This window comes from Cellvibrio sp. KY-GH-1 (assembly GCF_008806975.1).
In the GTDB taxonomy this organism is placed as follows: Bacteria; Pseudomonadota; Gammaproteobacteria; order Pseudomonadales; family Cellvibrionaceae; genus Cellvibrio.
This window is the reverse complement of record NZ_CP031728.1, coordinates 2,005,178-2,030,874: the sequence shown is the minus strand read 5'-3', so window position 1 is coordinate 2,030,874 and position 25,697 is coordinate 2,005,178. Positions and strand designations below refer to the sequence as shown.

Sequence of the window (25,697 nt, the reverse complement as noted above, 5' to 3'; positions counted from 1 at the left end):
GAAAGAAGTGCGATTAATCCGCTTTTTATCATCCATTTGGGTTAACTTTTGTCTCGAACTGGTGTTTAATTGGCGCCTTTTTGTGATCTGGTTAGTCAGAATTCGTATTCGTCAAAATTAAAGAAGGATAGGCTGTAATGAGCTTATTGGTTCAGAAATACGGTGGTACCTCAGTGGGATCCATCGAGCGCATAGAGCAAGTGGCTGATAAAGTTGCAGGCTTCCGCGCCCAAGGGCATGACATGGTGGTGGTTCTCTCCGCCATGAGCGGTGAAACCAATCGTTTAATTGGACTCGCCCAGCAAATCCAGGCAGTACCTGATCCACGTGAGTTGGATGTATTGGTATCGACTGGCGAACAAGTCACTATTGCACTTTTGTGTATGGCGCTGAAAAAGCGCGGGCTTGATGCTCGTTCTTACACAGGTGGACAGGTTCGTATTCTTACCGATAGTTCTTTCACCAAGGCCAGAATTCAGGCTATTGATGAAGAAAATATGCGTGCAGATTTAAAGCTTGGTCGTGTAGTTGTCGTAGCTGGCTTCCAAGGGGTAGATGAGCACGGCAATATTACTACCTTGGGGCGCGGTGGTTCGGATACTACCGGTGTGGCCCTGGCGGCAGCCCTGAAGGCTGATGAGTGCCAGATCTACACAGACGTAGATGGTGTTTACACCACTGACCCGCGTATCTGTGAGCGCGCTCGTCGCCTCGAAAAAATTACCTTTGAAGAAATGCTGGAAATGGCCAGTCAGGGCTCGAAAGTTCTGCAAATTCGCTCTGTTGAGTTCGCGGGCAAATATAAGGTGCCTTTGCGCGTGCTGCACAGTTTCAAAGAAGGCCCTGGAACCCTGATTACCCTCGATGAGGAAGACTCGACTATGGAACAACCAATTGTTTCCGGTATCGCGTTCAATCGCGATGAAGCTAAAGTGACCGTTACCGGTGTGCCTGATACTCCGGGCGTTGCTGCAAAAATTTTGGCGCCAGTGGGCGAAGCTAATATTGAAGTAGATGTGATCGTACAAAACGTATCTGCCGATGGTACTACTGATTTGACGTTCACTGTTCATAAAAATGATATGAATAAAGCCGTTGCTGTACTAGAAAGCGTTGCCAAAGAAATCGGCGCGCGTGAGGTTCGCAGTGACGACAAGGTTGCTAAAGTATCTATCGTGGGTGTTGGTATGCGCTCTCATGCCGGTGTTGCATCGGGCATGTTTACTGCGTTGGCAGATGAGCGTATTAATATTCAAATGATCACGACCTCGGAAATTAAAATTTCGGTGATCATTGATGAGCGTTACTTGGAGTTGGCTGTGCGTAGTCTGCACACCGCTTTTGGTTTGGATGCCGAACCGTCCGAAAGCCGTGTGAGGGGCTAAGCTTTCTTAAAGGCGGTTTAGTTAAGGTGTTTGAGTTGCATTGCTGCCTGGTTCAAAAACAGGTAGAAAAATGTTGGGGGTTTCTTCCCTTTCGCGAAAAGTAGACGATACTTATGCCAAGGCATTCGGTTGTCAGGACGCGACAGGGGGTATTCGGGGGTCGATGGTGGCAAGGGGTGTCTAAGTCGTACTCTTACAGGATGAGTGAAGGAGATTAAAGATGTTAATTTTGACTCGCCGTATTGGCGAAACTTTGATGGTTGGTGACGAAGTAACCGTTACCGTATTAGGGGTAAAAGGCAACCAGGTTCGTATTGGTGTTAATGCTCCTAAAGATATCGCTGTGCATCGCGAAGAGATTTATCAGCGTATTCAACGTGAAAAGCAAAATCAGGAAGAGCAGGACAGTTAATTTTAATTAATTGCTTTGTTGTTCAGGCTTTTCAACTACGCGGCGGTATGATTTATTCATCCGCCGCGTAGGCGTTTTTGGGTTTCCCGCTTATTGATATTTTGCTTACTCAAAATCAAGTTGTATATTCGTGTAGCAGTCTGTCGATAATTTCCTCTCCTTGATTGCAAATTACGCGGAAGCTAAAAATTTGTGAATTATTATTCTGTAATTTTATATTCAAGACTTTGATTTTTAGTGAATTATGGTATTATGCCGCACCTGCTGAAGCGGAGCCTGCTTTGCTCCAGTAGATGTGGAGAAGTGGCCGAGTGGCCGAAGGCACTCCCCTGCTAAGGGAGCATACCTCAAAAGGGTATCGGGGGTTCGACTCCCCCCTTCTCCGCCATTGAATTCAAGCAAAAAGCTCAATCGAAAGATTGGGCTTTTTTGTTTTTTAATTGGACAATTTTTTGTTATCAAGTTTGTCGAATGGGCTGGGCAAGTTGGTGCTGAGCGTAGCGATGTTCAGCGCGATCCAGCAACATGGTCTGTATTGATGTAAGTGCCCGTCAAAAAAATCCAATAAAAAAAGCCGATGTGTTTGCATCGGCTTTTTTTATTGGGCGTGAAAAATGAATTTTACAGTGCGCTAATTTTTTGGATTTGCTCGCGCAATTTTTCTACAGCAAGCTTATTTTCATTCACGCGTTTGCGCTCGTTTTCGACAACTTCAGCTGGTGCTTTTTCGACAAATGCGGCATTGCCCAACTTGGCTTCGGTGCGCTCAATATCTTGCTGTAGTTTGTTGCTTTCCTTGGTTAGGCGCGCAATTTCAGCGTCCTTATCGATTATGCCTGCCATAGGCACCAGGATTTCCATTTGGCCTACCAGCGCCGTTGCAGACATGGGTTCAGCGTCTCCCGGATTTAACCAGGTAACGCTTTCCAGCGATGCCAGTTTCTTCAGGAATTGCTGGTTGGCTCGCAAGCGTTGCTGATCATCTGTGCTGCCATTTTTAAACAGGACGTTGAGATCTTTGGCGGGCGAGATATTCATTTCACCGCGAATGTTGCGCACACCCAGAATCACCGCTTGTAACCACTCAACATCTTTTAATGCCTGTTGATCTATCTTGTTGTCATCGGCGATAGGGTAGGCTGCATGCATAATGGTTTCGCCACTAACACCAGCCAACGGTTTGATTTTTTGCCAGATCTCTTCGGAAATAAATGGCATTAACGGGTGAATCAACCGCAATACGGTTTCCAGCACGCGAATCAAGGTGCGACGTGTACCTTTCTTGCGCGCATCACTGCCTTCGGATTTATCAAACAGTATTGGCTTGGATAATTCCAGATACCAATCGCAGTATTCGTTCCAGACGAATTCGTAAATGGCCTGAGCCGCAAGATCAAGCCGGTAGCTATCCAAGGCTTCTGTAACTTGCTTCTCTGCAAGTTGGAGCTTACTGATGATCCAGCGATCTGCGACCGACAATTCGAAATCGGTGCTGCCATCCTGACCACAATCCTTATCTTCGCATTGCATTAACACATAGCGAGTGGCGTTCCAGATTTTGTTGCAGAAGTTTCTGTAGCCTTCTACGCGGCCCATATCAAATTTGATGTCGCGTCCGGTCGAGGCCAGCGAACAAAAAGTGAAGCGCAATGCATCAGTGCCGTAGGCCTGAATGCCTTCTGGAAATTCTTTGCGGGTTTGCTTTTCGATTTTTTGTGCATCTTTTGGATTCATTAGTCCGGTGGTGCGTTTTTGCACCAGGGTTTCCAGATCTATGCCATCAACTATGTCGAGCGGGTCGAGCACGTTGCCTTTGGATTTGGACATCTTCTGGCCTTGGCTATCGCGAACCAGACCGTGCACATACACAGTTTTAAATGGAACTTGCGGGGTGCCATCGTCATGCTTCACCAAATGCATAGTGAGCATAATCATGCGTGCTACCCAGAAGAAAATAATATCGAAGCCGGTGACCAACACGTCAGTCGGATGGAATTTTTTCAGGAATTCAGTTTGTTCCGGCCAGCCCAGCGTTGAGAAGGTCCACAGGCCCGAACTGAACCAGGTATCCAGTACGTCTTCGTCCTGATTCAGGCTGACATCAGCACCCAGATTGTATTTGCTGCGCACTTCGGCTTCGTTGCGGCCTACATAAACTTTACCACTCGCGTCATACCAGGCGGGAATGCGGTGGCCCCACCACAACTGGCGACTGATACACCAATCCTGAATATCGCGCATCCAGGAGAAGTACATGTTTTCGTATTGCTTGGGCACGAACTGGATGCGGCCATCTTCTACGGCAGCGATGGCAGGCTCTGCCAAAGGCTTGGTGCTCACATACCATTGATCGGTCAACCAAGGCTCGATCACCACGCCCGAGCGATCACCGCGCGGTACTTTTAAGCCGTGGTCATCAATTTTTTCAAGCAACTCACTAGCTTCAAAAGCGGCAACGATTTGTTTGCGCGCCTCGTAGCGATCCATGCCGGCAAATTGCGCGGGCAGACTGCTATCCAGTTGAGTGTTGATGCCGCCATCGAGATTGAATATTTGTGCCTGTGCTAATACCGCCGCGTTTTTATCCAGTACGTTAATGAGCGGCAGGTTGTGGCGTTTGCCAACTTCATAGTCATTGAAGTCGTGGGCCGGGGTGATTTTTACGCAACCGGTTCCGAATTCGCGATCTACATAATCATCGGCAATAATAGGTATCAAACGATTTACCAGCGGCAGTAATACAAATTTTCCGATCAGGGATTTATAGCGCTCATCGTCAGGATGAACTGCGACAGCGCTATCGCCGAGCATGGTTTCGGGGCGAGTAGTGGCAACCACCAGATAATTTTTGCCTTCCGCCGTAGTGGCTCCATCGGCCAATGGGTAGCGCAGATTCCACAGGCTGCCTTTCTCATCGTGGTTTTCTACTTCCAGGTCGGAAATGGCGGTGTGCAGTTTCGGGTCCCAGTTCACCAGACGCTTACCGCGATAAATCAAACCATCGTCATACAGGCGAACGAAGGCTTCCTGTACTGCCGCCGACAAGCCGTCGTCCATGGTGAAGCGCTCACGGCTCCAGTCTACTGATGAACCCAGACGGCGAATTTGGCGGGTGATGGTGCCACCGGATTGTTCTTTCCACTCCCAGGCTTTCTCCAGGAATTTCTCGCGGCCCAGATCGTGGCGGCTGATATTTTGCGCGGCCAGTTGGCGCTCCACCACCATTTGGGTGGCGATACCGGCGTGGTCGGTTCCCACTTGCCACAGAGTGTCGTCACCGCACATGCGGCGATAGCGAATTAACGCATCCATTACCGCATTGTTAAAACCATGACCCATGTGCAGGCTACCAGTCACATTGGGTGGTGGGATCATAATGCAGTAGGGGTTTTGCCCGCCTGCCGGCTTGAAGTAGCCTTTTTCTTCCCAGGTTTGGTACCACTGGCGTTCGATAGCATGGGGTTGGTAGGTTTTATCCATCGCGTAGTGACTCTCTTCGACTAAGGCCCTGCTTAAGCAAGCCGGAAATGACAAAAAATGGGGTGCGATTATAGCCTTTTTTGACCCGCTTGAGCGGCCATTTGCACCGGTGATTTTCGCGATCTTGGTGTAATATGATCACCATTTTTCACGGGTTGGAATCGAGTGGATGACAAGCAGCAGTTTTAATCAGGCTATTGATGCAGTGATAACCTGGGTAGATGGGGCGGATCCTTTTCATGCCGCAAAATTAGATCATTACCTCGCAAGTGTAGGTAAAAAGCGTACGGGTTCAGCCAGTTCAACTCGTTTTCATGATGCAGGAGAGGTGGAGTATTGTGTTACCTCTATTCTTAAGTTTGCTCCCTGGATCAGAACCATTTTTATTGTAACTGATCAACAGGTTCCTGATTTGATGAGGAAGTTGCAGGGTACTCGCTTTGAAAATAAAGTAAAAATAATTGATCACCGGGAAATCTTTGCTGGCTACGAGCAATTCCTTCCTACATTCAATAGCAGTTCTATTCTAACGATGCTCTGGAGAATTCCCGATCTCACCGAACAGTTTATTTTTTTTAACGATGATTTTATTCTCATTAAACCGGTAGTGCCCGAGAATTTTTTTGTCGCTGGGGATGTATTAATACGTGGGAAATGGCACTGGATGAGTGACTACCTGCCTCACCGCTGGTTGTTTCGGTTAATTAAGCGAGTGTTGGGCACGGGCGCATCCAACGCTAACATTCGACCTGGGCACAGAGTCAGGCAAGAGCTGTCTGCGCGAATTGTTGGTTTTAATCGGAAGTATTTTCGATTGCCTCACGTGCCACATGCATGGCGGCGTTCTAGCTTTCAGTCATTTTTTACTGCAAATCCAGACGTGCTTCATAACAATATTGAACCAAAATTAAGGTCGTCTAATCAATTCGTAGTTGAAGCATTAGCTTGTCATCTCGAAATTTCGGCGGGTACTGCGAGGATTGACCCGAAAGTGCGCAACGTTCAATTGAAGCCGGGTCAGCAGTCGTTGATTAGAATACGACAAAAGTTGACTTCTGCCGTGAATGATCTCGATAAACTGTTTTTGTGTGTTCAGAGTTTGGAGGCGTCATCGAAGGTAAAAAAAGCTTTTATTTTGTCATGGCTGGATAAAAATATTGGAACTCTTGAACAGTTTTTGAAAAATGAAGAGACTCGTCCCTGAGTCTCTCGATTAATCTGACCTTTGGTACAATCGTTTGCGATAAAGAATTGACGGCATAAGTACATGCGCCAAAGCTCGTTGCTGATCAGTTTTTTCAACTGGATCGCTCAGCAGGTTTACTGTTTTGGTTGCAGGGTGATAGGTGGCTGCCACAGCAGTTTCATCTGGCTTGAGAATAGTTAGCCGATAGTCCACGTCAGTGTCCTGAGTCATTAGCGCGAAATAATCTTCAAACTGGATTAATGCGCGGCCAGGGCTCTGGCGATCGGCTGCAAGATCGCGTCCCAGCATTGGGTGCTGGCCAGAAACGCCCATTAAAGACAACAGGGTAGGGGCCAGGTCGATTTGGCTGGCGAGGGTTTTTACTCGCTCAGGTTGAATATTAGCGCCAAGAATTAAGCCCGGAATATGGAATTTATTGACCGGTACCAACACATTGCCGTACACGCGGTTATCGTGATCAGCCACGATTAAAAACAGTGTGTTGTCCCAATAGTCACTCGCTTGCGCTTTTTTGAAAAACTCTCCCAGCGCGTAGTCCGCGTACTTCACCGCATTATTAACCACTTGTTTTGGCTGCTCATGTAGCTCAATTCGGCCATCGGGAAATTCAAAGGGCGCATGGTTGGATGAACTGAAAATCAAGCTGAAGAACGGTTGATTTCTTTTGCTCAACTCCTGCAAATGTTCATGGGCGTGATTGAATAGATCTTCATCGCTGGCGCCCCAGCTACCGACGAATTGCGGATTTTTTATATCGTTAAAATCGATAATTTGTTCAAAACCGTTGCCGGTAAAAAAGCCGCGCATATTGTCAAAGTGAGCTTCGCCGCCGTAGATAAACTCGGTGTGAAATCCTTGGCTTTGCAAAATATCCGCGATGGTGAAAAAATTCTTTTGGGAGAGGGATAGCTTCACTGTACTTTGCGCCGGTGTGGGCATAAATCCCGCTACTACGGCTTCGATTCCGCGTACCGAACGAGTACCGGTTGCGTACAATTGTTCAAACCACCAGCCTTGCTCTTTTAATTTTTCCAGCTCTGGCGTTACGGGTACACCGCCAAGGCTCTCCACAAAAGTCGCGCCAAGACTCTCTTCCAGTACTATCACCAAATTCAATGGTTTTTGACGCGTGACTGCAGCGGTTTGCTGGTGGAGCGTGGGAAGTTTGGGATTGATAAATTGATAATTTTTCAGCCAAGGCCAATCGAGATTCGCGTTGATAACCTCTTGCTCGGGCATCTTGCCATACATTTCGCTGGATTTAGCTTCGTGTTTCATACCGTAAATCGCAAAGGCGACCGAGTAGCTGGAGCTGATTACGAGCGAGTTAACTAATGCATCGCCCGTAATGGCAAACATTGCGGGATTCGCGGGGCGATGTTGAGTGGTGGAGCGAATGGCCATAATTAATGCCAGCACAATTAGCGGCCACACCAGCAACATTCGCACATAGGAAATTTGATAGGGCCCGGCGCTTTTACCTCTAATTAACTTGGCCGAAATTAACGTTAAAGCTACCGTTAAAAATATGCCGCCCAAGAAGGGGCCGCGAAAGCCGTTCCACAAGGTAGAAAACACTTCTTTGGGGTATTTTAAATATTCTATAAATAAGCGGTTCGGGCGAATATCGTACTGCTGAACAAATGCCGGTGTTGCCAGCTCCATAAAAATAAACAGAGCCACGCCAGTAACAGACCACCAGTAGGTAAATATTCCCCAGGATTTTTGCCATTGATTGGGTCGCCACAACGGCATTAGTAGGACCGGGATCAACACCCAAAAACCGACGATGATCAAATCAGCGCGCACGCCTTGAATGATCATATTCAGCCATTCGCCCGTTGGCGCAATTCTGTCCCATTGCCACGCGACCAATAGCAGTCTGCTCAAGGTCAGAATTAACAGGCTTAGTCCAAACATTCGGAGCAAAAAGCGAAGCGGGCCTGTAAAAAGGACACTGAAAAAGTTATTTTGGATCATGATTGTGGTGTATCTGTGTTGAGGTTGAGTTGCTCTTTGCGTCAGTTATTGGAGCGGCCAATTAACTCGCGTCATGTGCATTGATAGTTAGTCAACGGGCTAAAAACGGATCGCCATTATAGGGTTTTTGTGTGCTGGGTTGTGGGTAAAATCAGGAATATTTCAACTCTTGGTTGCGTCTGGTTGTTTAAATTGCGTGCTCCGCAGCTGGGTTTACATGGCGGTGTTTTAAATTGTTTCAGACTGTGCCTGATTTTTTTGGGGGCTGTTACAATAGCGGGCCTTTTCAGGTAGTGCTGTATTTCTAATCCCTGATCCTTAACTCCAGGGTCTACTTCCTCGCGCGCGATAAATTCGGGTAATTTTAGTGTCTGCTCAAACAAATACTGTGAAGAAAGATCTAGGTCACTTCAGTGGTGCCGTGCATCCAGATTTTGATACGCCAGCGATGACCGCATGGCTGGAGAATGTGTCCGATAGACTCAAGGAGGTTACGACCGAGCGGCTTTCGTATGGTCCTGACTATGTAGTCAAGTTGACTCTGCCTGTTGAGGTCGGAGGACAAGTCGTCGCCTTAAAGATTTTTAAGCGGCAGGGATTATTTAAAGATTGGTACGATCAACGCCATGGTTCTAAAGCAGAGCGGTCGTTCGTTGCTGCCAGCTATTTGCAGTCAAACGGCATAGGGACCCCGGCCCCCATCGCCTGGTTGGACAAGTGGAAAGATGGGCGTTTATTGGAAAGCTATTATCTTTGTTTGTTTGAAGCGGCACCCTGCCTGCGCGATTTATTGTCAGAAATTTTGCATGATCGTCGCGATAATGCCCCGATGTTAGAGTTGATGCAATTAGTGGCTCCCGCCGTAAGGGCAATGCATGATGCAGGGTTCATGCACGGTGATATGGGCAATCAAAATATTTTATTGCCAACGCGTGAAGATGGAACTTGGGGGCAGCCTCAATTTATCGATTTGAACCGGGGTAAAATTTCGCCATCTGGAGTCTCAGCGGCTGAGCGTGCGTTTGATATCTCGCGTATGATTTTACCCGGCGCCTATCTAAAAATTTTCAAACTCATTTACTCCCATCACGAAGACACCTCTGTTGAACTTGATAAGTATGAGCAAAAGTATCGCGTAAGGTATGAACGACATCGCGCCTCCCGTAAATTTCGCCGGCCACTACGTTACCTGCGCAATAAAAAGAATGCGAGCCAGCGTCCCGTTTATCCGCTATTAAAAGATATTTGGTTGTGGGACGAGAAATCGGCACAACCAATGATTGCCTTGGACGCGCGTGAAAAGCGTCAGCAGCGGCAGATTGGTTATTTGTTGCGTATGTTTTTGCGCGCTATCGGATTGTTGCCGCGGATTTATCGCCATTATCGAAAATTGTTGGCAAGTAGTTATCAGCAGCAAATTAAAATGCACGGGCGTATCGGTGTCGCACTCCATCCTCATCCAGCATACATAGATGCAGAGTTATCGTTGTTGGAATCCTTAGGTAATCCACCAGTTCTGATACGTTTTTGTCATCACGAAACCCCAGTCGATTGGCAGCGCGGAATTGGTGTGGTTAATTACTTGCATCAGCGAGGAGTGGCTATTACAGCGGCCATTTTGCAGGACCGTCGCGCGGTAACCAACCCTGCGGAATGGAGTAGCTTTCTGGAGTTAGTTGTCTCCGCAATCGCCGATAAAGTTGAGCAGATAGAGATTACTCATGCGATGAATCGCGTGAAATGGGGAGTTTGGAGCGACCGTGAGTTTTCAACCTTGTTGGAGCCTGCGTTTGCATTGCAAAGGCGTTTTCCGCAAGTGAAATGGATTGGACCTGCGTGCATCGATTTTGAATACATGCCGCTGTTAACCGCATTGTCAGCAGTACCGAAGGGCGCAAAATTTTCTGCGCTATCGCACTTGCTTTATGTTGATAGGCGAGGCGCGCCTGAAAATAAGCAAGGTTATTTTTCCACCCTGGAGAAGAGCGCGTTGTTGCGGGCGGTTGCTGAAACTTCTGAGCACACCGAAAATCAGGTAATTATTTCGGAAGTAAATTGGCCGCTAAAAGATACCGGTGAATGGTCACCCGTGACTTGTCCTTATGTGACCCCTAAATGGCGGCGTTTGCGCCCGGGTGAAACAGAAGATGAGTACGCAAATTATTTGGTTCGCTTTTACATAATTACCCTGTGCTCGGGCCACGTTGATCAAGTGTTTTGGTGGCGGTTGTCGGCGTTTGGGTATGGCTTGGTTGATGATGTGCATGAGTTCAGGCAGCGCCCGGCGTTTGTGGCATTAAAAATGCTTCTTGCTACGTTGGGTGAAGCCGTGTTCATCCGAAAATGGCCAACTCAGAGTTCACTTTACTTATTTGAGTTTGAGCGTAACGGAAAGATTATTCGAATGGCGTGGGTTCATGGTGAATCCACTGTCAGTCTTCCTGAGTTTGCTTTTGATCAAGTGGTGGACCGTGACGGTAATGTGACCGAGCACTGGGTGTTATCTGAGTCGCCTTTATATTTTATCTAGTAAATATTTATGCTAAAGGAGTATGTTAGCTGGTTATGTTTGGTGAAAATTTTCCCGCTATTGATGCGGTAGTTACCTGGGTAGATGGGCAGGACCCAAGGCATCTGAAAAAATTAAACGAATACATTGCTGAAATTGGTGGGCAGCGGCCAGTTACGGCCGATCCGACCCGCTTCCACAATGATGGTGAAATAAATTATTGCGTTGTTTCGCTGCTCAAGTTTGCTCCGTGGCTTCGTTACATCTATATCGTAACGGATGACCAGGTGCCAAATATTTTTGACCAACTTCGGGGAACCCCTTGGGAGGAAAAGGTAAAGCTGGTTGATCATAAAGACATCTTTGTCGGTTACGAGCATGTGCTACCGACATTTAATATTCGCAGCATCATGACTGTGCTTTGGCGGATACCGGGATTATCAGAGAATTTTTTATTTTTAAATGATGACTTTTCCCTTATCCAACCGGTAATGCCTGAGAATTTTTTCCATAAAAATGGCGTAGTGTTAAGAGGACAGTGGCGCCCCATGGAAGATAAGCGCCTCATCAGTAGATTGCGTAACTACTGGTTTAAATTTGTGCCGAAAACAAAACAGCAAAAATTGCGTGATCGAGCCAAGCATCGCGAGGCGCAAAAAAACAGTGCGCGTCTGGCCGGGTTTGTTGATCGGTATTTTTGGTTGAGGCATGAGCCGCATCCTTGGCGGGTGTCCACGACTAAAGCGTTTTTTGAGCAAAACCCAGAGTTATTTAAAAAAAATTTGGAGCCGAAGTTACGGCTTCCTGATCAATTTATTTGTGAATCTCTTGCAGCATTCCTGGAGCTGAAAGCTGGCACTGCAATCCTGGATGAGTCGTTACTTGCCTTGAAGATTGACCCACCAGACCAATCGGAAAAAGAGCTCCGTAAAATGATTGAGCGCGCAGATCGCGATCCGTCTTGCGCATTTATCTGTGTTCAGAGTTTGGAAAAGGCGCCGCCTGAATTGCATCAGCACATTGTTAATTGGCTGGATCGACGAATCGGTTCACTGGCGGATTTATTGGCTGAGCAAAGCGCCGAACAGCAGGTATTAATGCGCTAGGTTATCAATACAGCGGTATAACGGGGCGCTGAGCGCAGGAGCATATGTTCCTGCGCTGGTATTTAACTTCTCCAGTAATCCATTTGCCTTCTTAGTTTGAACTTGCGCAGCAAATTCCAGGGTTTGGATTTTTTATTCCTGCCGCCCTTGTTAATAAAATTATCAATGGCGTCCAAAATTCGCTCCGCCGATTTTCCATCGCGCGCGGGATGAATTTCTGCTCCAAATTGTGCAATGGCGTCCATCAAGCCCGCGGGGCGAGACAAAGCTTTACGAATCGCAGGTTCAAAATCTTCTACTTTATCGATGTCGATGAGTTGCGGGCCAGGTCGGCGATTTTTAAAGGTGACGACTGGTTTGCGGGTTAATAAAAATTCGCTCAACGCTGATGAAGTGTCTGAGCACATCATGTCCGCATCGGCAAAGAGTTCCAGAATATTGTCTGCATCGGAAAAGACCAGGTGTTCATTTTCCAGTGCTTTGAATTTTGCACGGGTATCTGGATTCATTTTGGGGTGCAGGGTAACTACCCACTTCCACTCGCCAGTTTGGCTCAGCCGTTTTACTTCCGGATAAAGAATTTCGGCCGCGCTCCAGGAGGGTGAAAATGTAGAGTGATAGAGCACTCTGGGTGGTAGTTGCACTGGCGGTATTTGCGCGGGTTGTTGCGTGAAGAAATAGTCCAGCTTGGGCCAGCCAGTTTCTACCACGCTGAAATGCCCCAGCTTATCGGCCAGTGCTTCAAATTGACGAGTGTCGGCGGGGCCGGTAGTGCAGTAGAGATCAAAAAAGCCGCGAATATAAATATGCCGGGGTTTGCCAGCATCAAATCCGTGGAAGGTTTGCACCTTAACACCGGGAAAAAAATGCGGAACCATATTGTTGGGAGTAATCACCGCAATCGGATTCCAGCGCATGACTTCATCAACGCTGGTCAGTAACTGGTCGCCTTCATGCAAGTCCTCGGCACCTGGGCCGTTAAAAAACCAGCCGACTTTACCGCCGCGTGCTTTTATCGCTGCATCTATCGGTCGCATGATTGCCTGAGTGTAGCGCTCTGAACCGTAAAATAAATAGTGTTTACTCATAGGTGTTCCAAACGATTTTCCGTTGTGCCCTTGCGCGATTATTTGCTCTTCAGAAAGCGCGACATCTGTTCAATTGCATGGGTAAGGACATCCGGCGGTAACTCGTGGTTATCGACTGGGTCGTAGTTTTGATCCACCACATCAATATCGCCCAAAGGGTCAATCAGATAAAGGTGGTTATCATACAGGATTGCTCTGTCTGTCCAAGTCTCCATGAGCAATCCGCGTGCATCGGAAGACTTGCTATCGTTGTTGGAAGACAACAATAACTCTCCGGTGGAGTAATCGCGGATGGGATTGGTGCAGGCAAATACCTCGCTCAGCAAGGTGGGGAGTAAATCCTCATGGCTGGTCAGCCGGCTGACGGCCATGGAGGGTTTGCCTGGCCACAACAGTAGCAATGGTACTTTGGTTTGCCACTGGCTGAAATTGCCATTGTGACCCCAGAAATTTTTATGGGTTTCATTAAATTCCTGGCCGTGGTCGCTGGTAATTATCACCAGGGTGTTTTGCAAGCGTTGTTGCGCGGCAAGTTCGTCCAGCACTTGTTGGATTAAACCGTCGACGAAATGTGCTGTCGTCTTATATAAATTGAGAAACGGTACCGGATCGTAATTGTTATCCAGGCTCAGATAATTAACGGTTTCCAGCATTGGTTCGAATCGGCGAGGGTAGTCTTTTGGGATGCCAAAACCATGAGGGGCATCAAAAAATAAAAAACCGAAAAAGAGTTTGTGGGTGGGCAGGCTTTTTAAATTGTCAATAAAGCGCCGAGTGATATCTATGTCGTTTTCAGCACTATTTTTGTAATTTCCAGAACGAATTTGGTCGCGTAGCGCAGAAAAAATAGTACGATCAAATTCAGGAAATGTGAGCGTGCTACTTCCGTAAATAAAATGCTGGTAATCGAGCTGTTGAGTTACGTCAAACAACACGGTGCCGCGCTCGGCTGCCAGCATGGGCTTCCAGTAGTTGCCGGAGATTCCATAAAGCATGCTGAATAAGCCGTAGCGTGTGGCATTGCTAGTGCTGAAATGGTTTTCAAACGATATCGCCTGTTCTTTCAGGCGGAAGCTGTTCGGCATAACTTCAGCGTTGAGTTGGTCAAAGCGCAGCGAATCAACTACCAGCATTAGCACATTCAGTTTATGTTGCGGTGTACATTGCAGAGGAGCGATGGGGTAGTTTAGGCCGTCTTTTGAATCGGGTAGTAGATTTCCTGGTTGCTGTTTAACGTCAAAACCCATTTTTTCCAGCGAGGAGCGCATGGTAGTGGTGGGCATCCAGGGAATATAGCGATTTTGGGTGGTAATGGTATTCCAGCCGAACGCGTCGGCGCAGCCGCTTAACAATTGCAAAAAGAGATAGCCACAGAAGAAAAATCCGAAATGGTGGCGATTGCTGAGCTTGTGTCTAGTGGAAATTTTATGACTGAGCGCAAGTAATAGGCGTTGGCCAAACAGCGCTCCAAGCAGAATTGCGGCAATGGACAGCCACATAATCCATGAGAAAGCGAGATTTTCCAACAGCGCACCGCTAAATAAAAGATTAATCACCATACCATTAAGGTGAAAGTGGTAGAGATTAAAAACTTTTACATTGGCGATAACGATCAACTGCGCTGCCGCAAATAAAACAATTGCCAAACTCAAACGGTGTTTTTCCAGACGCAATGCTAAACTGATTGTTAGTACGCAAAGCGTGATTGCAAACGCGATGACAGAAAAATGAAATATCATTCCGGCAACTAAATAAAACTGGGCACCTATCGTATCTGGCCATTGGCTGTGCCAGAGGCTGATGAAGGCCATAAGCAGTGCATTGATGCTGGTAAAGGGAGCCAGCCACCGACGCCCCTGATAAGGATGTGCGCTAGCTTCATAAAAAGCTAATGACATAGTAGGAAGGTCCTTTTAAATAAATCGATGATGCCTAAAAAACGGTGTATATAAAAAATTAATCTTGCTGAATTTTTTGTTGTAGCTTCGCCCATACCAAGTTGGCGTTGATGCTGGTCATACACTGGGGAGTGTCTATGCTGTGTTCGGGGAGCCATTTGCAATGGCGCTTGTGGCAAGGCATACAGTCCAAAAGTTCTGGCATTTGCAAATTACAGGTGTGTTCGCCAATCAGGCCCACTTTTGTGGGTGATGTTGCACCATAGAGTGCAATGGTGGGCGTTTCCAATGCGCCTGCGAGATGGGAAAATCCTGTATCCAATCCGATTACTCCAACCGCTTCTACTAATTTTTCTGCAATAGTGGTGATGGATAGTCGTTGCTCCGGGCGTGAGGCCTCGGGGCAGCTGGCTATAATGCTGTCGGCGATGGCTTGTTCCTCCGCGCTACCCCAAATAATTTCTACCTGGTAACCGGCATTAATGGCAATTTGTGTTAGTGCTTTCCATTCGCTGGCTGCCCAGAGTTTGGTAACCCAACTTGTTCCAATAATAAAAACCAGCTTGCGTGGATTTTTTTGAATGTGCGTGAAGTTTTGGTTGATGCCAAAATTTAGCTTTTGGCTCGGTGTGTAGCCCAAGGCTTTGCCTGCCAACTCGCGGGTGCGTTCCACCGCATGTTGCTCTTTAGCGACAGCAAAAGTTTTCTGGTAAAACCAGTGGCTTACTGGTTCGCGTGCTGATTGCCTGTCGTAGCCGCTGATACTTTTACCTTTTGCGCTGCGTGCAACGGCGGCACTTTTTAGTAATCCTTGTACATCCAGAATCAGGTCATAAGTTCTGTTGCTCAGTTCGCGGCGCCAGGCGATGAATTCCCGCCAGTCAGCGCGCGTGCGGCTTTTTGCCCAACGGCGCAAGTGAATAGGGATAACGTTGTTGATGGCCGGGTGCCAAGCCACAATTTCTTTAAAACTGTCTTCTACTACCCAGTCTATTTCTGCATGAGGGAAGTGTTTCTTAATATCGCTGATTGCAGGAAAGGTGTGGAAAATATCGCCCATGGAGGACATTTTGATCAGCAGTATGCGCATGGGCGAGTTCTTCAATAAAACGGTGGTAAAAATATCAGCGTTGGCGGGGACTATTGATAATTCTTGTACGACTTTTCTTCGATCAATTCCGAGCCAAAGGCGAGGTTGATATCTTTTTTCACTGCCGCGCGTTTATCGTTGGTGAAATATACCGCGCGTGCTAACTGAATAAATTTATCGCTGAAGTCTTTATCGCGTTCACAATCGCGGATGTCGTCTTCAATCACCCATAATTCCTGGTTGATATCTTTCAGCGATTTTTTGAGTGGTGCCAACTTGGCTTGACCTGCGGCATCCAGCAGCTCATTGACTTTGTTATCAAGTATGGTCAGTTCGTGGGTAACATTTTTGAGTTTGGCTTCATCACCGATATGCACGGCTTTGATTTCCAGGATGGTGATTTTATCGATCAGTTCGCCGAGGGAGATAGGAGCTTGGATCAGCATGGGTGTGTTCTCTGCGGAATTTTTTGAGGTCGCGATTCTAACAAATCAATAGAGATGTAGCGAATGGAGAAATACCCCCTCCCAGCCTTCACTTTGTCAGGGGGAGGGGCTTTACTCCCTCCCCCTTAAGCGGGGCGCGCAGCCGGGAGGGTTGGCGTGGGGGAAAAAAACAGAATTACGCTTGTCCGCATGCGCGGTTGGCCGGCACCGCGACATCCATCAGCGCTGGATTCGGCAGTTTCAGGTTGTGCATAAAATCGACATAGGCGCTGAGCTCTTTCAGCTGCAGACGCGGGTTGTGTTGTTTTTCCTCGCCAATGGTGCTTACTTGCCAGCCTTTGTAGTCGTGGCCGGGGTAAACCCAGGTTTGCTCGGGCAGGGTCAAGAGTTTGGAAAACAAACTGTGGTGCTGGGCTTCGGCGCTGCCATTCTGAAAGTCAGTGCGACCTGTGCCCCGAATCAGCAGGGTATCGCCGGTAAAAACATAGGCTTGCCCCCCAGTTTCCAACAAATAGCTGTAGGAATCGTCAGTATGCCCCGGGGTGTAAATTGCCTTGAGTTGCAGCTTGCCGACTTGAATCAGGTCACCATCTTTAATCCCCACGGATACGCAGGCGGAGTGGGCTTCTTCCCCTAGCAGTGTTTTGCAGCCGGTTATGTTGCGCAATTCGCCTGCACCGGTTATGTGATCGGCATGAGTGTGAGTATCCAGCGCATATGTCAGGGTTAAATCCAGCTCACGCACTAGCTGTAAATACTTGGGAACCTCAGCTTTGACGGTATCGATAAGTGCCGCTGCGCGGGTTTCCTCGCAGGCTATTAAATAGGTGTACGTAGAGGATTCACGTTCAAATAATTGACGAAAAATCATAGGTAGTGCCTCGCAAGGGTAATTACACAAACAAGAATCAGGCTAACTGCAAAGCTTTTTTGCAGCAGGGCATTCGCGACTTTACGGCTAATTTTTTGGCCGACTAACATACCCAATAGGCCGCCGCCAATAATCAATGCCAGGGTTGAAAAATCGTTCGGGCGATGGATGATAAAGTGGCTGATAAATCCGGTGCTGCTGACAACCGCAATGATCATAAGGGAGGTACCGACCGCCTGTGCCATGCTGATGGCACTGAGTGCCAACAACAGCGGCACAATCAAAAAGCCACCGCCAACACCAAATAAACCAGATAACAAGCCAACTCCCAATCCACCGATCAGAAGGCCGCTGACACAGCGGGGGCGCAATTCAAACTGTCCGGACTGGCTGAAGGCACAGGTCATTTCCGGTGCGGGTGTCTGGGCAAAATTACTGGCACGCACCCAGTTGGTGGATTCGGGGTCGCGCGCCGCGCTGCGCCACATGCGCAGGGCGATAACCACTGCCAGCACACAAAAACCGATAAGCACTATATCGGCCGGTAATTGCAGGGCCAGCCATTGGCCGAGCGGAGCAGTTAACGCACCCGCCAGCGCCAAAATGGCACCCGGCATCCATAAAATTGATTTGCCGCCAAGACTATTGCGAACGCTGGCAAAGAGGGTGGTCGCTGCTACTGCCGCAAGCGAAATACCGGTGGCTTCCCCTAATGTCATGCCCGCCATTAACAACAGTGGAACTGCAAATACCGAGCCGCCTGCTCCGGTCAAACCGAGCACCAGCCCTATAATCAAGCCGATCAACAGCAACATGAGGTGGTCCTCTCTGTCGTATTTTCGTGGTGAGTTGAACGGCGTTAACGATTCCAGGGCATACGGGCGATTAGCATGCCCATCATGCAAGTATCAGTAATCCCCGCGAACATCAGCCCTCCGCCGACAAAGCCGGAGAGCAGGAAAAAGTTGGTGTTCACCTGAAAACCGAGAATTACCCCGATCAGCACCAAAAAGCCCGCGGCTATGCGCACTTGTCGCTCCAGCGACATCACCCCCTTGCCTTCGTTAAGTGGGATATTTGCCGCTTTCACTGCGTTAATGCCGCCTTCGATCACAATCAATTCTGCATTAATTTTGCCCTGCAATTGCTCGGCGGCCATCTGTGCGCGTTTGCCGCCCTGGCAGAGCAAATACACACAGCTGCCGTTTTTGCCGCGTTTGGCGATCTCGCTTTGCAAACGTTCCGGTGTTAATTCATGCAGCGGAATATGCAGGCTATCCGGCATATGGGCCGCTTTAATTTCTGCCGCCGTGCGCACATCCAGTATGCAGGTGTCGGCCGATTTGTTAGCCATTAAATCCTGGGGGTTGATGTGTTTGTGGCTCATAAAAACCTCGGTGTTGTGAGTTCGATTTGCGGATCAATTTATTCGGCAGGGCAGTAGATGGATTGCAGTACCGCGATAATTTTTTGCGCCTCATCGCCCAGCAATGAGTAGTAAACCGTCTGGGCCTCCTTACGCGTCGCGACCAATCCAGCTTCGCGCAGGCTGGCGAGATGCTGCGAAAGAGCCGACTGACTGAGTGGCACGCGGATATTGAGTTCACCGACGGAAAGCTCGCCATTAATCAGGGTGCACAGAATCATCAGACGGTTTTCGTTAGCCAGTGCCTTAAGCAGATTGGCGGCGGCCTGTGCATGTGTCTGCATGGCGGCCAGGTTGGTTGTCTCCATAAACTGTCTCGCGTAAGCGTTGGTTGTTGAAATCAGTATATTAGAAATTATTAAATTAGCAATATCTAATTTAATAATTTCTAATATATAAACTTCTAACGATGAGGAGATTGTCATCTAAATGAAATATGTGGCTTGTAGGTTGGCGGGAAATGGCCCTGGTGCCTTGGATAACCTGCGGGTGGCAACTAATGAAATTAAAACAACTGCCGGCGTCGTTGCTGATGACGCGTCGTTTGAAAGGATTGGATAGTAGGGCCTTGAACAACCGCAAAGAGCAAGCGCTTCCGGTGATTGTTTCGCTGACTTCCATTCCGTCGCGGTTAAAGGCGGTCGCGCTGACAGTTCGCAGCCTGCTAGCTCAGGATGTGGCGGCCCAGAAAATAGTGCTTTGGTTACACGAAGAACTGCGTACCCAAATCCCGCCAGCGCTCGCGTCATTGCAGGGGGAGATTTTTACAATCGCCTATGTGGATCTTCATTGCCCTCATCGCAAGTTAATTCATGCGCTCGCGCAGTACCCTAAACAGGTCATTGTGACCTGCGATGACGACCTTATGTATCGCCCCGAATGGCTAGGTCGGCTATATGAGGATCACCTGCGCTATCCGGGTGCCATCATTGCCAACGAGTGCCGCAAAATTGAATTTGAACGTTGTGGGACTCCCAAGCCCTATAACGAGTGGCCAGTGGAGCAGGGGCGTGACTTGACGGATCCCTGGCTGATGTCGATTGGCTATGGGGGAGTGCTCTATCCTCCGGGCGCATTGCATGAGGATGTGCAACAGCAAGAGCTTTTTCTGACGCTAACGCCACGAGCCGATGATTTGTGGTTCAAGGCGATGTCATTAATGCGCGGTACCCACGTGCGCCGCGCCTCGTCGCCGGGGCTTAAACCCGTTCCTATCTGGGGAACCCAACGGGATTCATTGAAACGCACTAACGTGCGACGTGAAGGTAATACCGAACAGTGGCGCGCGCTCTATGCGCATTACAACTTAGACCGCTATCGCTAGCAGTAACCACCAGGGCAGTTACTGCCGGTCGGGGGTTTGGCGTTAGCTGATTGCTGGCGCCGGTTTTTGGATGCTTATCTGACGGGGTTTTGTGCTTGGTGGGTTGATTGCAAATGCTTCCACAGGGAGTGAGGTTTTGCTAATTCCATTGGGTGTCCAATAAAGACCCAAGCGCTTTACCTCGGCGCGAATCGCGTAGTTCTTTGCCCAGGTTTGCGGGTTGTCATACGCACGTGGATGGTCCAGGTGCAGGCAGCTAATACTGTAGCGCACCTGCTTGCCTTTTAATCCTGCATTGTACAAGCGCTCACCCAGTTCTCGGTCCAGTCCGCCGTATTGCATATCTTCATTAAAGCCGTTGCAGGCGCGAATTGCCTCGGTCCAGGTTGAGCTGTTCATACCGTTCCAGGTGGCTTTGGTGGGGGTGATTTCATTGAGTAGAATTTTTAGCCACTGTGGCTTAACCAGTTTCCATAATTTATGGCTTCTGGGTTGGCCGTTGCGGGTGAGCCAATTAATGGAGAATGGGTTGCCTGCAGAAATGTCCTGGGCATTAATGGTTTTGGAAACTGGCATGGTTAATTTTACGTAGCCACCAGAAAGAAAGTACCCTGGCTGCGCCAGCTGCCGGTGCTGCGCAACAAACTCTGGCTCGGGGATGCAATCGCCATCGGTAAAAATCAAATAATCGCAATCGGTTTGGAAAATAACTTTATTGAGAATCTGACATTTCCGAAAACCCTGGTCTGCGTGCCACACATGCTCGATGTTCAGCTTGCCGCGTCGCTTTGCCGTTTCAATGATTGAGCGAGTCGCCTCGCCGGAACCGTCGTCAGCGATGAGAATGCGGAAGTCAGAAAATGTTTGCGCCTCATAACCCAGTAGTACTTTTTCCAGCCATTCGGGTTGGTTGTAAGTGGTAATTACCACACCGATATTCTCTGGTGCCCAGGTCTCCTGAGCAAAGACTGTTGCTTGCATGATGGTGTCTCCGCCGTTTTCTTTTCAATCAAGCTTCCTTAATAAAATCACGAAAGTATTGAGCTTTTATGACAGCTGAAAATGGCGTTGGCGGGATGTGGTCAGATTAAAAACTAGCTGGGATGGAAGGTGCCACTTCACCGTAAATGGCAACTGGCACCCGTTTGAATTGTTGCCCGGCGTGCTGCCTAAGTGATTGATTTTGGTTGTAACAGCGATAAGTTTTGTGCGCTGGATCTGTTTTTGCCGTTCGCAATCGGCTTTTTGATAGTCACTTTATTGTCATCCCTATAGTGGGACGACACCTTCATTTGCACTTCCTACACTCTGTTGCTGCGCTATTACATAAATTTAAAAAATCCTGTTTAACCAATGCCTGCGCTATTTCCAGCGGGGCTTGTCGTAAATGGGGTAGTGCATACCAGCAAAGGAAGCTGCTTATAAAAATGCGGATTGAATGAAATCAACCGTTGCTCCCGTCTCGCTGTCCGCAGGGCAATCTCGTGTCAAACAACTAATGACAATAATTTAACAACAATAAATCTAAATGAGAGGCAAGATCACATGCACTTACTACCGCTCAGCTTCAGGGCTGTTTGGTTATTTATGGCTTTGGCCAGTACCGGCCTTTGTTCGCAAATAGCAAACGCACAAACCATCAACATCAACCCTGTTAGTGCCACTGGAAGTACTAATCTACAACCCGCCAGTTTGGCAATTGATAACAATGCGACAACGCGTTGGGAATCTAACCACGGTGTTTCACCCAGTTCACTCACGCTCGATTTGGGTCAGGCTTATGCGCTCAATCAAGTGGTGATTAATTGGGAAGCGGCCAACGCCGCGAGTTATGAATTGCTCGGCTCCAACAACAATTCTACCTGGACCCAAATGAGCCTGCGTACCGGCGGCACCTTTGGCAACCGTACCGATACTGTGGGCATTAGCGGCACCTACCGCTATGTGCGTATGAATGCGTTAACGCGCAGCACGGGCAATAATTGGGGCTATTCGATTTTTGAAATGGATGTGTATGGTTCTTTGCCCGCAACCTCTTCATCAAGCGCTGGCAATTGCAATCAGGGCTGTGTCACCACACTCAATAGCACCACACTGCGCGCAACGGTAAATCAGGCGGACATTGCCGATATTCACTACCGCATTAATGGTGGTGCGCAACAAAATGTGCGCATGAGTGTTTCAGGTGGCAATTGGACTTATGACATTGCCAATTTAAAGAGCACGGATGTGGTGAGTATCAACTTCACCATAATTCGCGCCGGTGTAGGGCAGGATACGTCTTGGCTGAATTATTCTGTCAGTGCAACGCCTTCAAGCTCAACTCCCGCAAGTGTTGTGCCCTCAAGTTCGTCGCGCTCAAGTGCTCCGCTATCGAGTTCGTCGCGCAGTTCGCTAGCGGCTTCAGTGATGCCATCCAGTTCATCACGCAGTTCTGCGGTTGCTTCAGTCGCGCCGTCCAGTTCGTCGGCTGCAAATTTAGGCAGCATTGTACCGTTATACAATTCATCGACTGTCCTTGAAGGCGCAATCCAATTTGATCGCGGCGATGCCTTGGTAACTCGCATTGCAGATCGCGGCCGCGATCGTCACGCGAAAGAAGATCAGTTCCAGGCTTACGATCATTTCCTCAGTTTCTATTGGGAGCATCGCACGGCGGAAATAGAAATAGTGGACTACGTTGCCAAAGGTGGCACGACTGTACGTATGAATGTACGAACACAATTTAAGCTGAACGACACCGAAGCAGAAAATCGCTGGTTCTATCGCGGTGTAGGAACGGTTGCCGAGTATTACGACAACGGCACCATGAATGTGATTGATAATTTAAATTACTACAAAGAGCGCAGCTACAACGCACGTGAAGGACGCAACATTCAAATCGGCGATAAACTTGAATTTGAATTGAGTCAATTTCTGGATCACACAGTGCCCCACGGTCGCTCGGCGTATTACGGCACCACTTATTTATATATTGTGGGTGAAGGTTTGGTACCTTGGGATATCACCGGGCCCTTCGGTAATATCGGTGGCCGAAAAGATTCGGTAAAAATTCCCGAGAAAGCCTGGCTTGGTGGTAAGACAACGCTTCCCTATAACCACTCCAACGAACCGGATAATCACTTTATCCAAATGGCCACGAACCTTGCATCGCAAAATGGTCAGCCGTTTGTGTTAGGTCGCCGCGTGCATCACGCATCCTTTGTTGATGGGTCGCACGATGAACACGTTGCCGATAACGGCACATTCGCCGATACCGTTGGAAAAGCCGGGCCACATTATGTGCATGATCGTTGCGCCGGTTGCCATGTACGCAATGGTCGCGCGGCACCTGCACCGGTTGGTCAACCCTTGGAGAAATGGGTATTTAAAGTGGCGGACGCCAATGGCAACCCGCATCCAAACCTTGGCCGCTCACTGCAACCAAAATCCGCCAATGGTGTTGCCAGTGAAGGCCAGGTATCAATCGCCTTCTGGAGTGAATCCAACGGATTACGTAAACCTAATTATCAATTCAGTGGCGTAGCTCCCGCGCGTTTTTCAGCGCGAGTTGCACCGCAATTGGTTGGTATGGGTTTATTGGAAGCAATTCCTGAGTCGGCAATTCTTGCAAAAGAAGATATCAACGATGCAAACGGTGATGGCATTTCCGGCCGCGCCAATCGTGTTTTAGATCCAGCGGGTCAAACCCGTTTGGGCCGCTTTGGCTACAAAGCCGGAACCACCAGTGTGAAGCATCAAATCGCTGCGGCGTTTAATTCCGATATGGGGGTGATGACCAGTGTATTACCTAATCCGGATTGCGGTGCGGCGCAAACCGATTGCGGCAGCAGTGGCTCTGAGTTATCGGATACGCATTTAAATAATTTGGTGAAATATATTTCAACCCTCGGTGTGCGTCCGCAACGCAATCTTAATGATGTAGCAGTGCAGCGCGGCGAAACACAATTCACCTCTATCGGTTGTGTTGCTTGCCACACGCCGCAACAGGTGACCAGTCAATACCATCCACTGGGCGAATTGCGCAGTCAAACCATCAAGCCCTACACCGATCTGTTACTGCACGATATGGGCGCTGATATGGCAGACAATTTGGGTGAGGGTCAAGCGAGCGGCGCTGAATGGCGTACCGCACCTTTGTGGGGGCTAGGTTTGTCAGCCTGTGTAACGGGCGGTGTGACCAATGCAGCGCAAGGTGCACAAGTCTGTACACCTGTACACAGCTATTTACACGATGGCCGCGCGCGCACCATTGAAGAAGCAATCCTCTGGCACGGCGGTGAAGGCCAAGCCGCTAAAAATGCCTATCAAGCATTATCGGCCTCACAAAAGCAGGATGTATTGCGTTTCCTGGAATCGCTGTAATTTTTCAATCTGCTGCTTAGGTCATAAGTAGCTGTCCTTTGCCCCGACTATATGCCGGGGCTTTTTTTACGAATTCTCAACATTGAATTACGAAATTTTATAGCGCCCCAAAAACCACATGCCTGAGGACTGTATTACTTTAAAGAGTTGGCGAGGCAGGGTGCTTAGCCAGCAACAGGCGTAAGTTACCAAGGTGCGTGAAGGCTCCTGTACGAGTATGCGTGGATCAGTAACCAGTGCTTGATGAATTAGCGCCAGGGCTTGCAAGCCTGCGCCGGATTGTACCGCTCGGCGCGCGAGGTAGCGTTTTTGGTAAGCTTCTGCCAGCGGTAGCCAGTGTTTGAAAAATCCTTCGTGACCGCGCAGGTTTTTGCGCATTGCTTCATCCCAGGAATTTTTCTGTTTTTGAATGTTCGCAGATAATCCACCATCATTGACGCGGTAGTAGGTGAGGGGCTCTGCTATGCCTTCAAATTTCCACTGGGTATTCAATGCAATTCGCAACCAACAGGGCGATTTACCGGTAACCATGTCGTCATTAGTTGTGCGTCGCCACCTATTTGAAAGCCTGGGCGGTTTCCCTCTGGGTGAACCCATGGGTGAGGATCAGGATTTTTTATTTCGCGCCGCATTTGCGCACCCCATCGCCTACGATCCCAAAGTATTAGCCTTTTATCACCTGGATAGCGACAACCGCGCCTGTGTTCGTCACGTACCTAAAACCGAGTGTCCGTTCAGTCAACGCCTGGGTACATTAGCGCTGCGCGATTCAGTACCCGAGTGGCAAAAACGCGATATAGAATCCTGTCGCGCTGCTCATGTAATGCACTTGGCGCGGCGAAACTTACAGGTGGGCGATATTGCGGCGGCACAAATTTTATTGCGTCATCCCGTGTGCGCTGCCAAACCGGTTTCGCGCGCTGCGTTGCGATTAAAAACTGGTGTGATGTGGTTGGTGCGGTGTGCGAAATTGGTTGTCGTTAATCAATCGCGTTTACAAAATCTAACGCACGAATGATGTGCTACTGACAGGTTCAGACGAAAAGCTCCTGTACATTGCGTGGATGAAAGTGCAACTCAGCGAAAATCCATATCAATGAACAGGAGTTT

20 protein-coding genes and 1 tRNA gene are annotated in these 25,697 nt (G+C 48.6%); 9 read left to right on the top strand and 12 right to left on the bottom strand.

Features of this window, described 5'->3' with window-relative positions; all coding sequences use genetic code 11:
* Positions 1–137 precede the first annotated feature (137 nt).
* The 3 genes from D0C16_RS08815 to D0C16_RS08805 all read left to right on the top strand — a co-directional run bounded on the left by D0C16_RS08815 (position 138) and on the right by D0C16_RS08805 (position 2,185).
* Entirely contained in the window at positions 138–1,385 is a 1,248-nt protein-coding gene (locus D0C16_RS08815; RefSeq protein WP_151031976.1) for an aspartate kinase, read from the top strand.
* 220 nt (positions 1,386–1,605) lie between these two features.
* Complete coding sequence (gene csrA, locus D0C16_RS08810; protein WP_062060719.1) at positions 1,606–1,797, top strand: carbon storage regulator CsrA; 192 nt, start codon at positions 1,606–1,608, stop codon at positions 1,795–1,797.
* Positions 1,798–2,094: 297 nt separating this feature from the next.
* Positions 2,095–2,185 (top strand) — tRNA-Ser (locus D0C16_RS08805).
* A 233-nt stretch (positions 2,186–2,418) separates the two neighbouring features.
* Here the strand turns inward: D0C16_RS08805 and D0C16_RS08800 are convergent.
* Positions 2,419–5,277: a valine--tRNA ligase gene (locus tag D0C16_RS08800; protein WP_151031975.1), complete on the bottom strand. Its 2,859-nt coding sequence runs from the start codon at positions 5,275–5,277 to the stop codon at positions 2,419–2,421.
* Positions 5,278–5,446: 169 nt separating this feature from the next.
* Between D0C16_RS08800 and D0C16_RS08795 the strand changes: the two genes are divergently transcribed.
* Positions 5,447–6,481, top strand: coding sequence for a stealth family protein (locus D0C16_RS08795; RefSeq protein ID WP_151031974.1), 1,035 nt, complete (start codon positions 5,447–5,449; stop codon positions 6,479–6,481).
* A 9-nt stretch (positions 6,482–6,490) separates the two neighbouring features.
* On the opposite strand, the gene D0C16_RS08790 is transcribed toward D0C16_RS08795, so the two are convergent.
* The gene (locus D0C16_RS08790; protein ID WP_151034855.1) at positions 6,491–8,404 is read right to left on the bottom strand and encodes an LTA synthase family protein; all 1,914 of its coding nucleotides are present in this window, start codon (positions 8,402–8,404) and stop codon (positions 6,491–6,493) included.
* A 427-nt stretch (positions 8,405–8,831) separates the two neighbouring features.
* Between D0C16_RS08790 and D0C16_RS08785 the strand changes: the two genes are divergently transcribed.
* Together D0C16_RS08785 and D0C16_RS08780 are read left to right on the top strand one after the other, a co-directional pair.
* Complete coding sequence (locus D0C16_RS08785) at positions 8,832–10,994, top strand: lipopolysaccharide kinase InaA family protein (protein WP_225318957.1); 2,163 nt, start codon at positions 8,832–8,834, stop codon at positions 10,992–10,994.
* A 35-nt stretch (positions 10,995–11,029) separates the two neighbouring features.
* Positions 11,030–12,079: a stealth family protein gene (locus D0C16_RS08780; protein WP_151031973.1), complete on the top strand. Its 1,050-nt coding sequence runs from the start codon at positions 11,030–11,032 to the stop codon at positions 12,077–12,079.
* 62 nt (positions 12,080–12,141) lie between these two features.
* On the opposite strand, the gene D0C16_RS08775 is transcribed toward D0C16_RS08780, so the two are convergent.
* The 8 genes from D0C16_RS08775 to D0C16_RS08740 form a co-directional block, all read right to left on the bottom strand.
* Complete coding sequence (locus D0C16_RS08775) at positions 12,142–13,167, bottom strand: CDP-glycerol glycerophosphotransferase family protein (RefSeq protein ID WP_151031972.1); 1,026 nt, start codon at positions 13,165–13,167, stop codon at positions 12,142–12,144.
* 38 nt (positions 13,168–13,205) lie between these two features.
* The gene (locus tag D0C16_RS08770) at positions 13,206–15,065 is read right to left on the bottom strand and encodes a sulfatase-like hydrolase/transferase (protein ID WP_151031971.1); all 1,860 of its coding nucleotides are present in this window, start codon (positions 15,063–15,065) and stop codon (positions 13,206–13,208) included.
* A 58-nt stretch (positions 15,066–15,123) separates the two neighbouring features.
* Positions 15,124–16,155 carry a lipopolysaccharide heptosyltransferase I gene (waaC, locus tag D0C16_RS08765; RefSeq protein ID WP_151031970.1) on the bottom strand — a complete coding sequence of 344 codons (1,032 nt, stop codon included), beginning with the start codon at positions 16,153–16,155 and terminating at the stop codon, positions 15,124–15,126.
* A gap of 50 nt (positions 16,156–16,205) precedes the next feature.
* Positions 16,206–16,601, bottom strand: coding sequence for a DUF6165 family protein (locus D0C16_RS08760; protein WP_151031969.1), 396 nt, complete (start codon positions 16,599–16,601; stop codon positions 16,206–16,208).
* Between the two features lie 175 nt (positions 16,602–16,776).
* On the bottom strand, positions 16,777–17,472 hold the full coding sequence (locus tag D0C16_RS08755) for an MBL fold metallo-hydrolase (protein WP_151031968.1): 696 nt from the start codon (positions 17,470–17,472) through the stop codon (positions 16,777–16,779).
* Complete coding sequence (locus tag D0C16_RS08750) at positions 17,469–18,287, bottom strand: sulfite exporter TauE/SafE family protein (RefSeq protein ID WP_151031967.1); 819 nt, start codon at positions 18,285–18,287, stop codon at positions 17,469–17,471. Before D0C16_RS08750 ends, D0C16_RS08755 begins: the two co-directional genes overlap by 4 nt.
* Positions 18,288–18,331: 44 nt before the next feature.
* Positions 18,332–18,859 carry a rhodanese-like domain-containing protein gene (locus D0C16_RS08745; protein ID WP_151031966.1) on the bottom strand — a complete coding sequence of 176 codons (528 nt, stop codon included), beginning with the start codon at positions 18,857–18,859 and terminating at the stop codon, positions 18,332–18,334.
* 38 nt (positions 18,860–18,897) lie between these two features.
* The gene (locus D0C16_RS08740) at positions 18,898–19,206 is read right to left on the bottom strand and encodes a metalloregulator ArsR/SmtB family transcription factor (protein ID WP_151031965.1); all 309 of its coding nucleotides are present in this window, start codon (positions 19,204–19,206) and stop codon (positions 18,898–18,900) included.
* A 191-nt stretch (positions 19,207–19,397) separates the two neighbouring features.
* On the opposite strand from D0C16_RS08740, the gene D0C16_RS08735 reads away from it, so the two are divergent.
* Positions 19,398–20,222: a glycosyltransferase family 2 protein gene (locus tag D0C16_RS08735; RefSeq protein ID WP_151031964.1), complete on the top strand. Its 825-nt coding sequence runs from the start codon at positions 19,398–19,400 to the stop codon at positions 20,220–20,222.
* Positions 20,223–20,264: 42 nt separating this feature from the next.
* Here D0C16_RS08735 and D0C16_RS08730 read toward each other — a convergent pair whose 3' ends face one another.
* Positions 20,265–21,203 (bottom strand): glycosyltransferase family 2 protein, encoded by a 939-nt coding sequence (locus D0C16_RS08730; RefSeq protein ID WP_151031963.1) that lies wholly within the window; start codon positions 21,201–21,203, stop codon positions 20,265–20,267.
* 564 nt (positions 21,204–21,767) lie between these two features.
* Here D0C16_RS08730 and D0C16_RS08725 point away from each other — a divergent pair.
* A complete protein-coding gene (locus D0C16_RS08725) occupies positions 21,768–24,587 on the top strand; it encodes a di-heme oxidoredictase family protein (protein WP_151031962.1) in 2,820 nt (939 codons plus the stop codon).
* Between the two features lie 87 nt (positions 24,588–24,674).
* On the opposite strand, the gene D0C16_RS08720 is transcribed toward D0C16_RS08725, so the two are convergent.
* Positions 24,675–25,079 carry a hypothetical protein gene (locus D0C16_RS08720; RefSeq protein ID WP_191968678.1) on the bottom strand — a complete coding sequence of 135 codons (405 nt, stop codon included), beginning with the start codon at positions 25,077–25,079 and terminating at the stop codon, positions 24,675–24,677.
* Between D0C16_RS08720 and D0C16_RS08715 the strand changes: the two genes are divergently transcribed.
* Positions 25,051–25,605, top strand: coding sequence for a hypothetical protein (locus D0C16_RS08715; RefSeq protein ID WP_151031960.1), 555 nt, complete (start codon positions 25,051–25,053; stop codon positions 25,603–25,605). The genes D0C16_RS08720 and D0C16_RS08715 overlap by 29 nt on opposite strands.
* Positions 25,606–25,697: the final 92 nt, after the last annotated feature.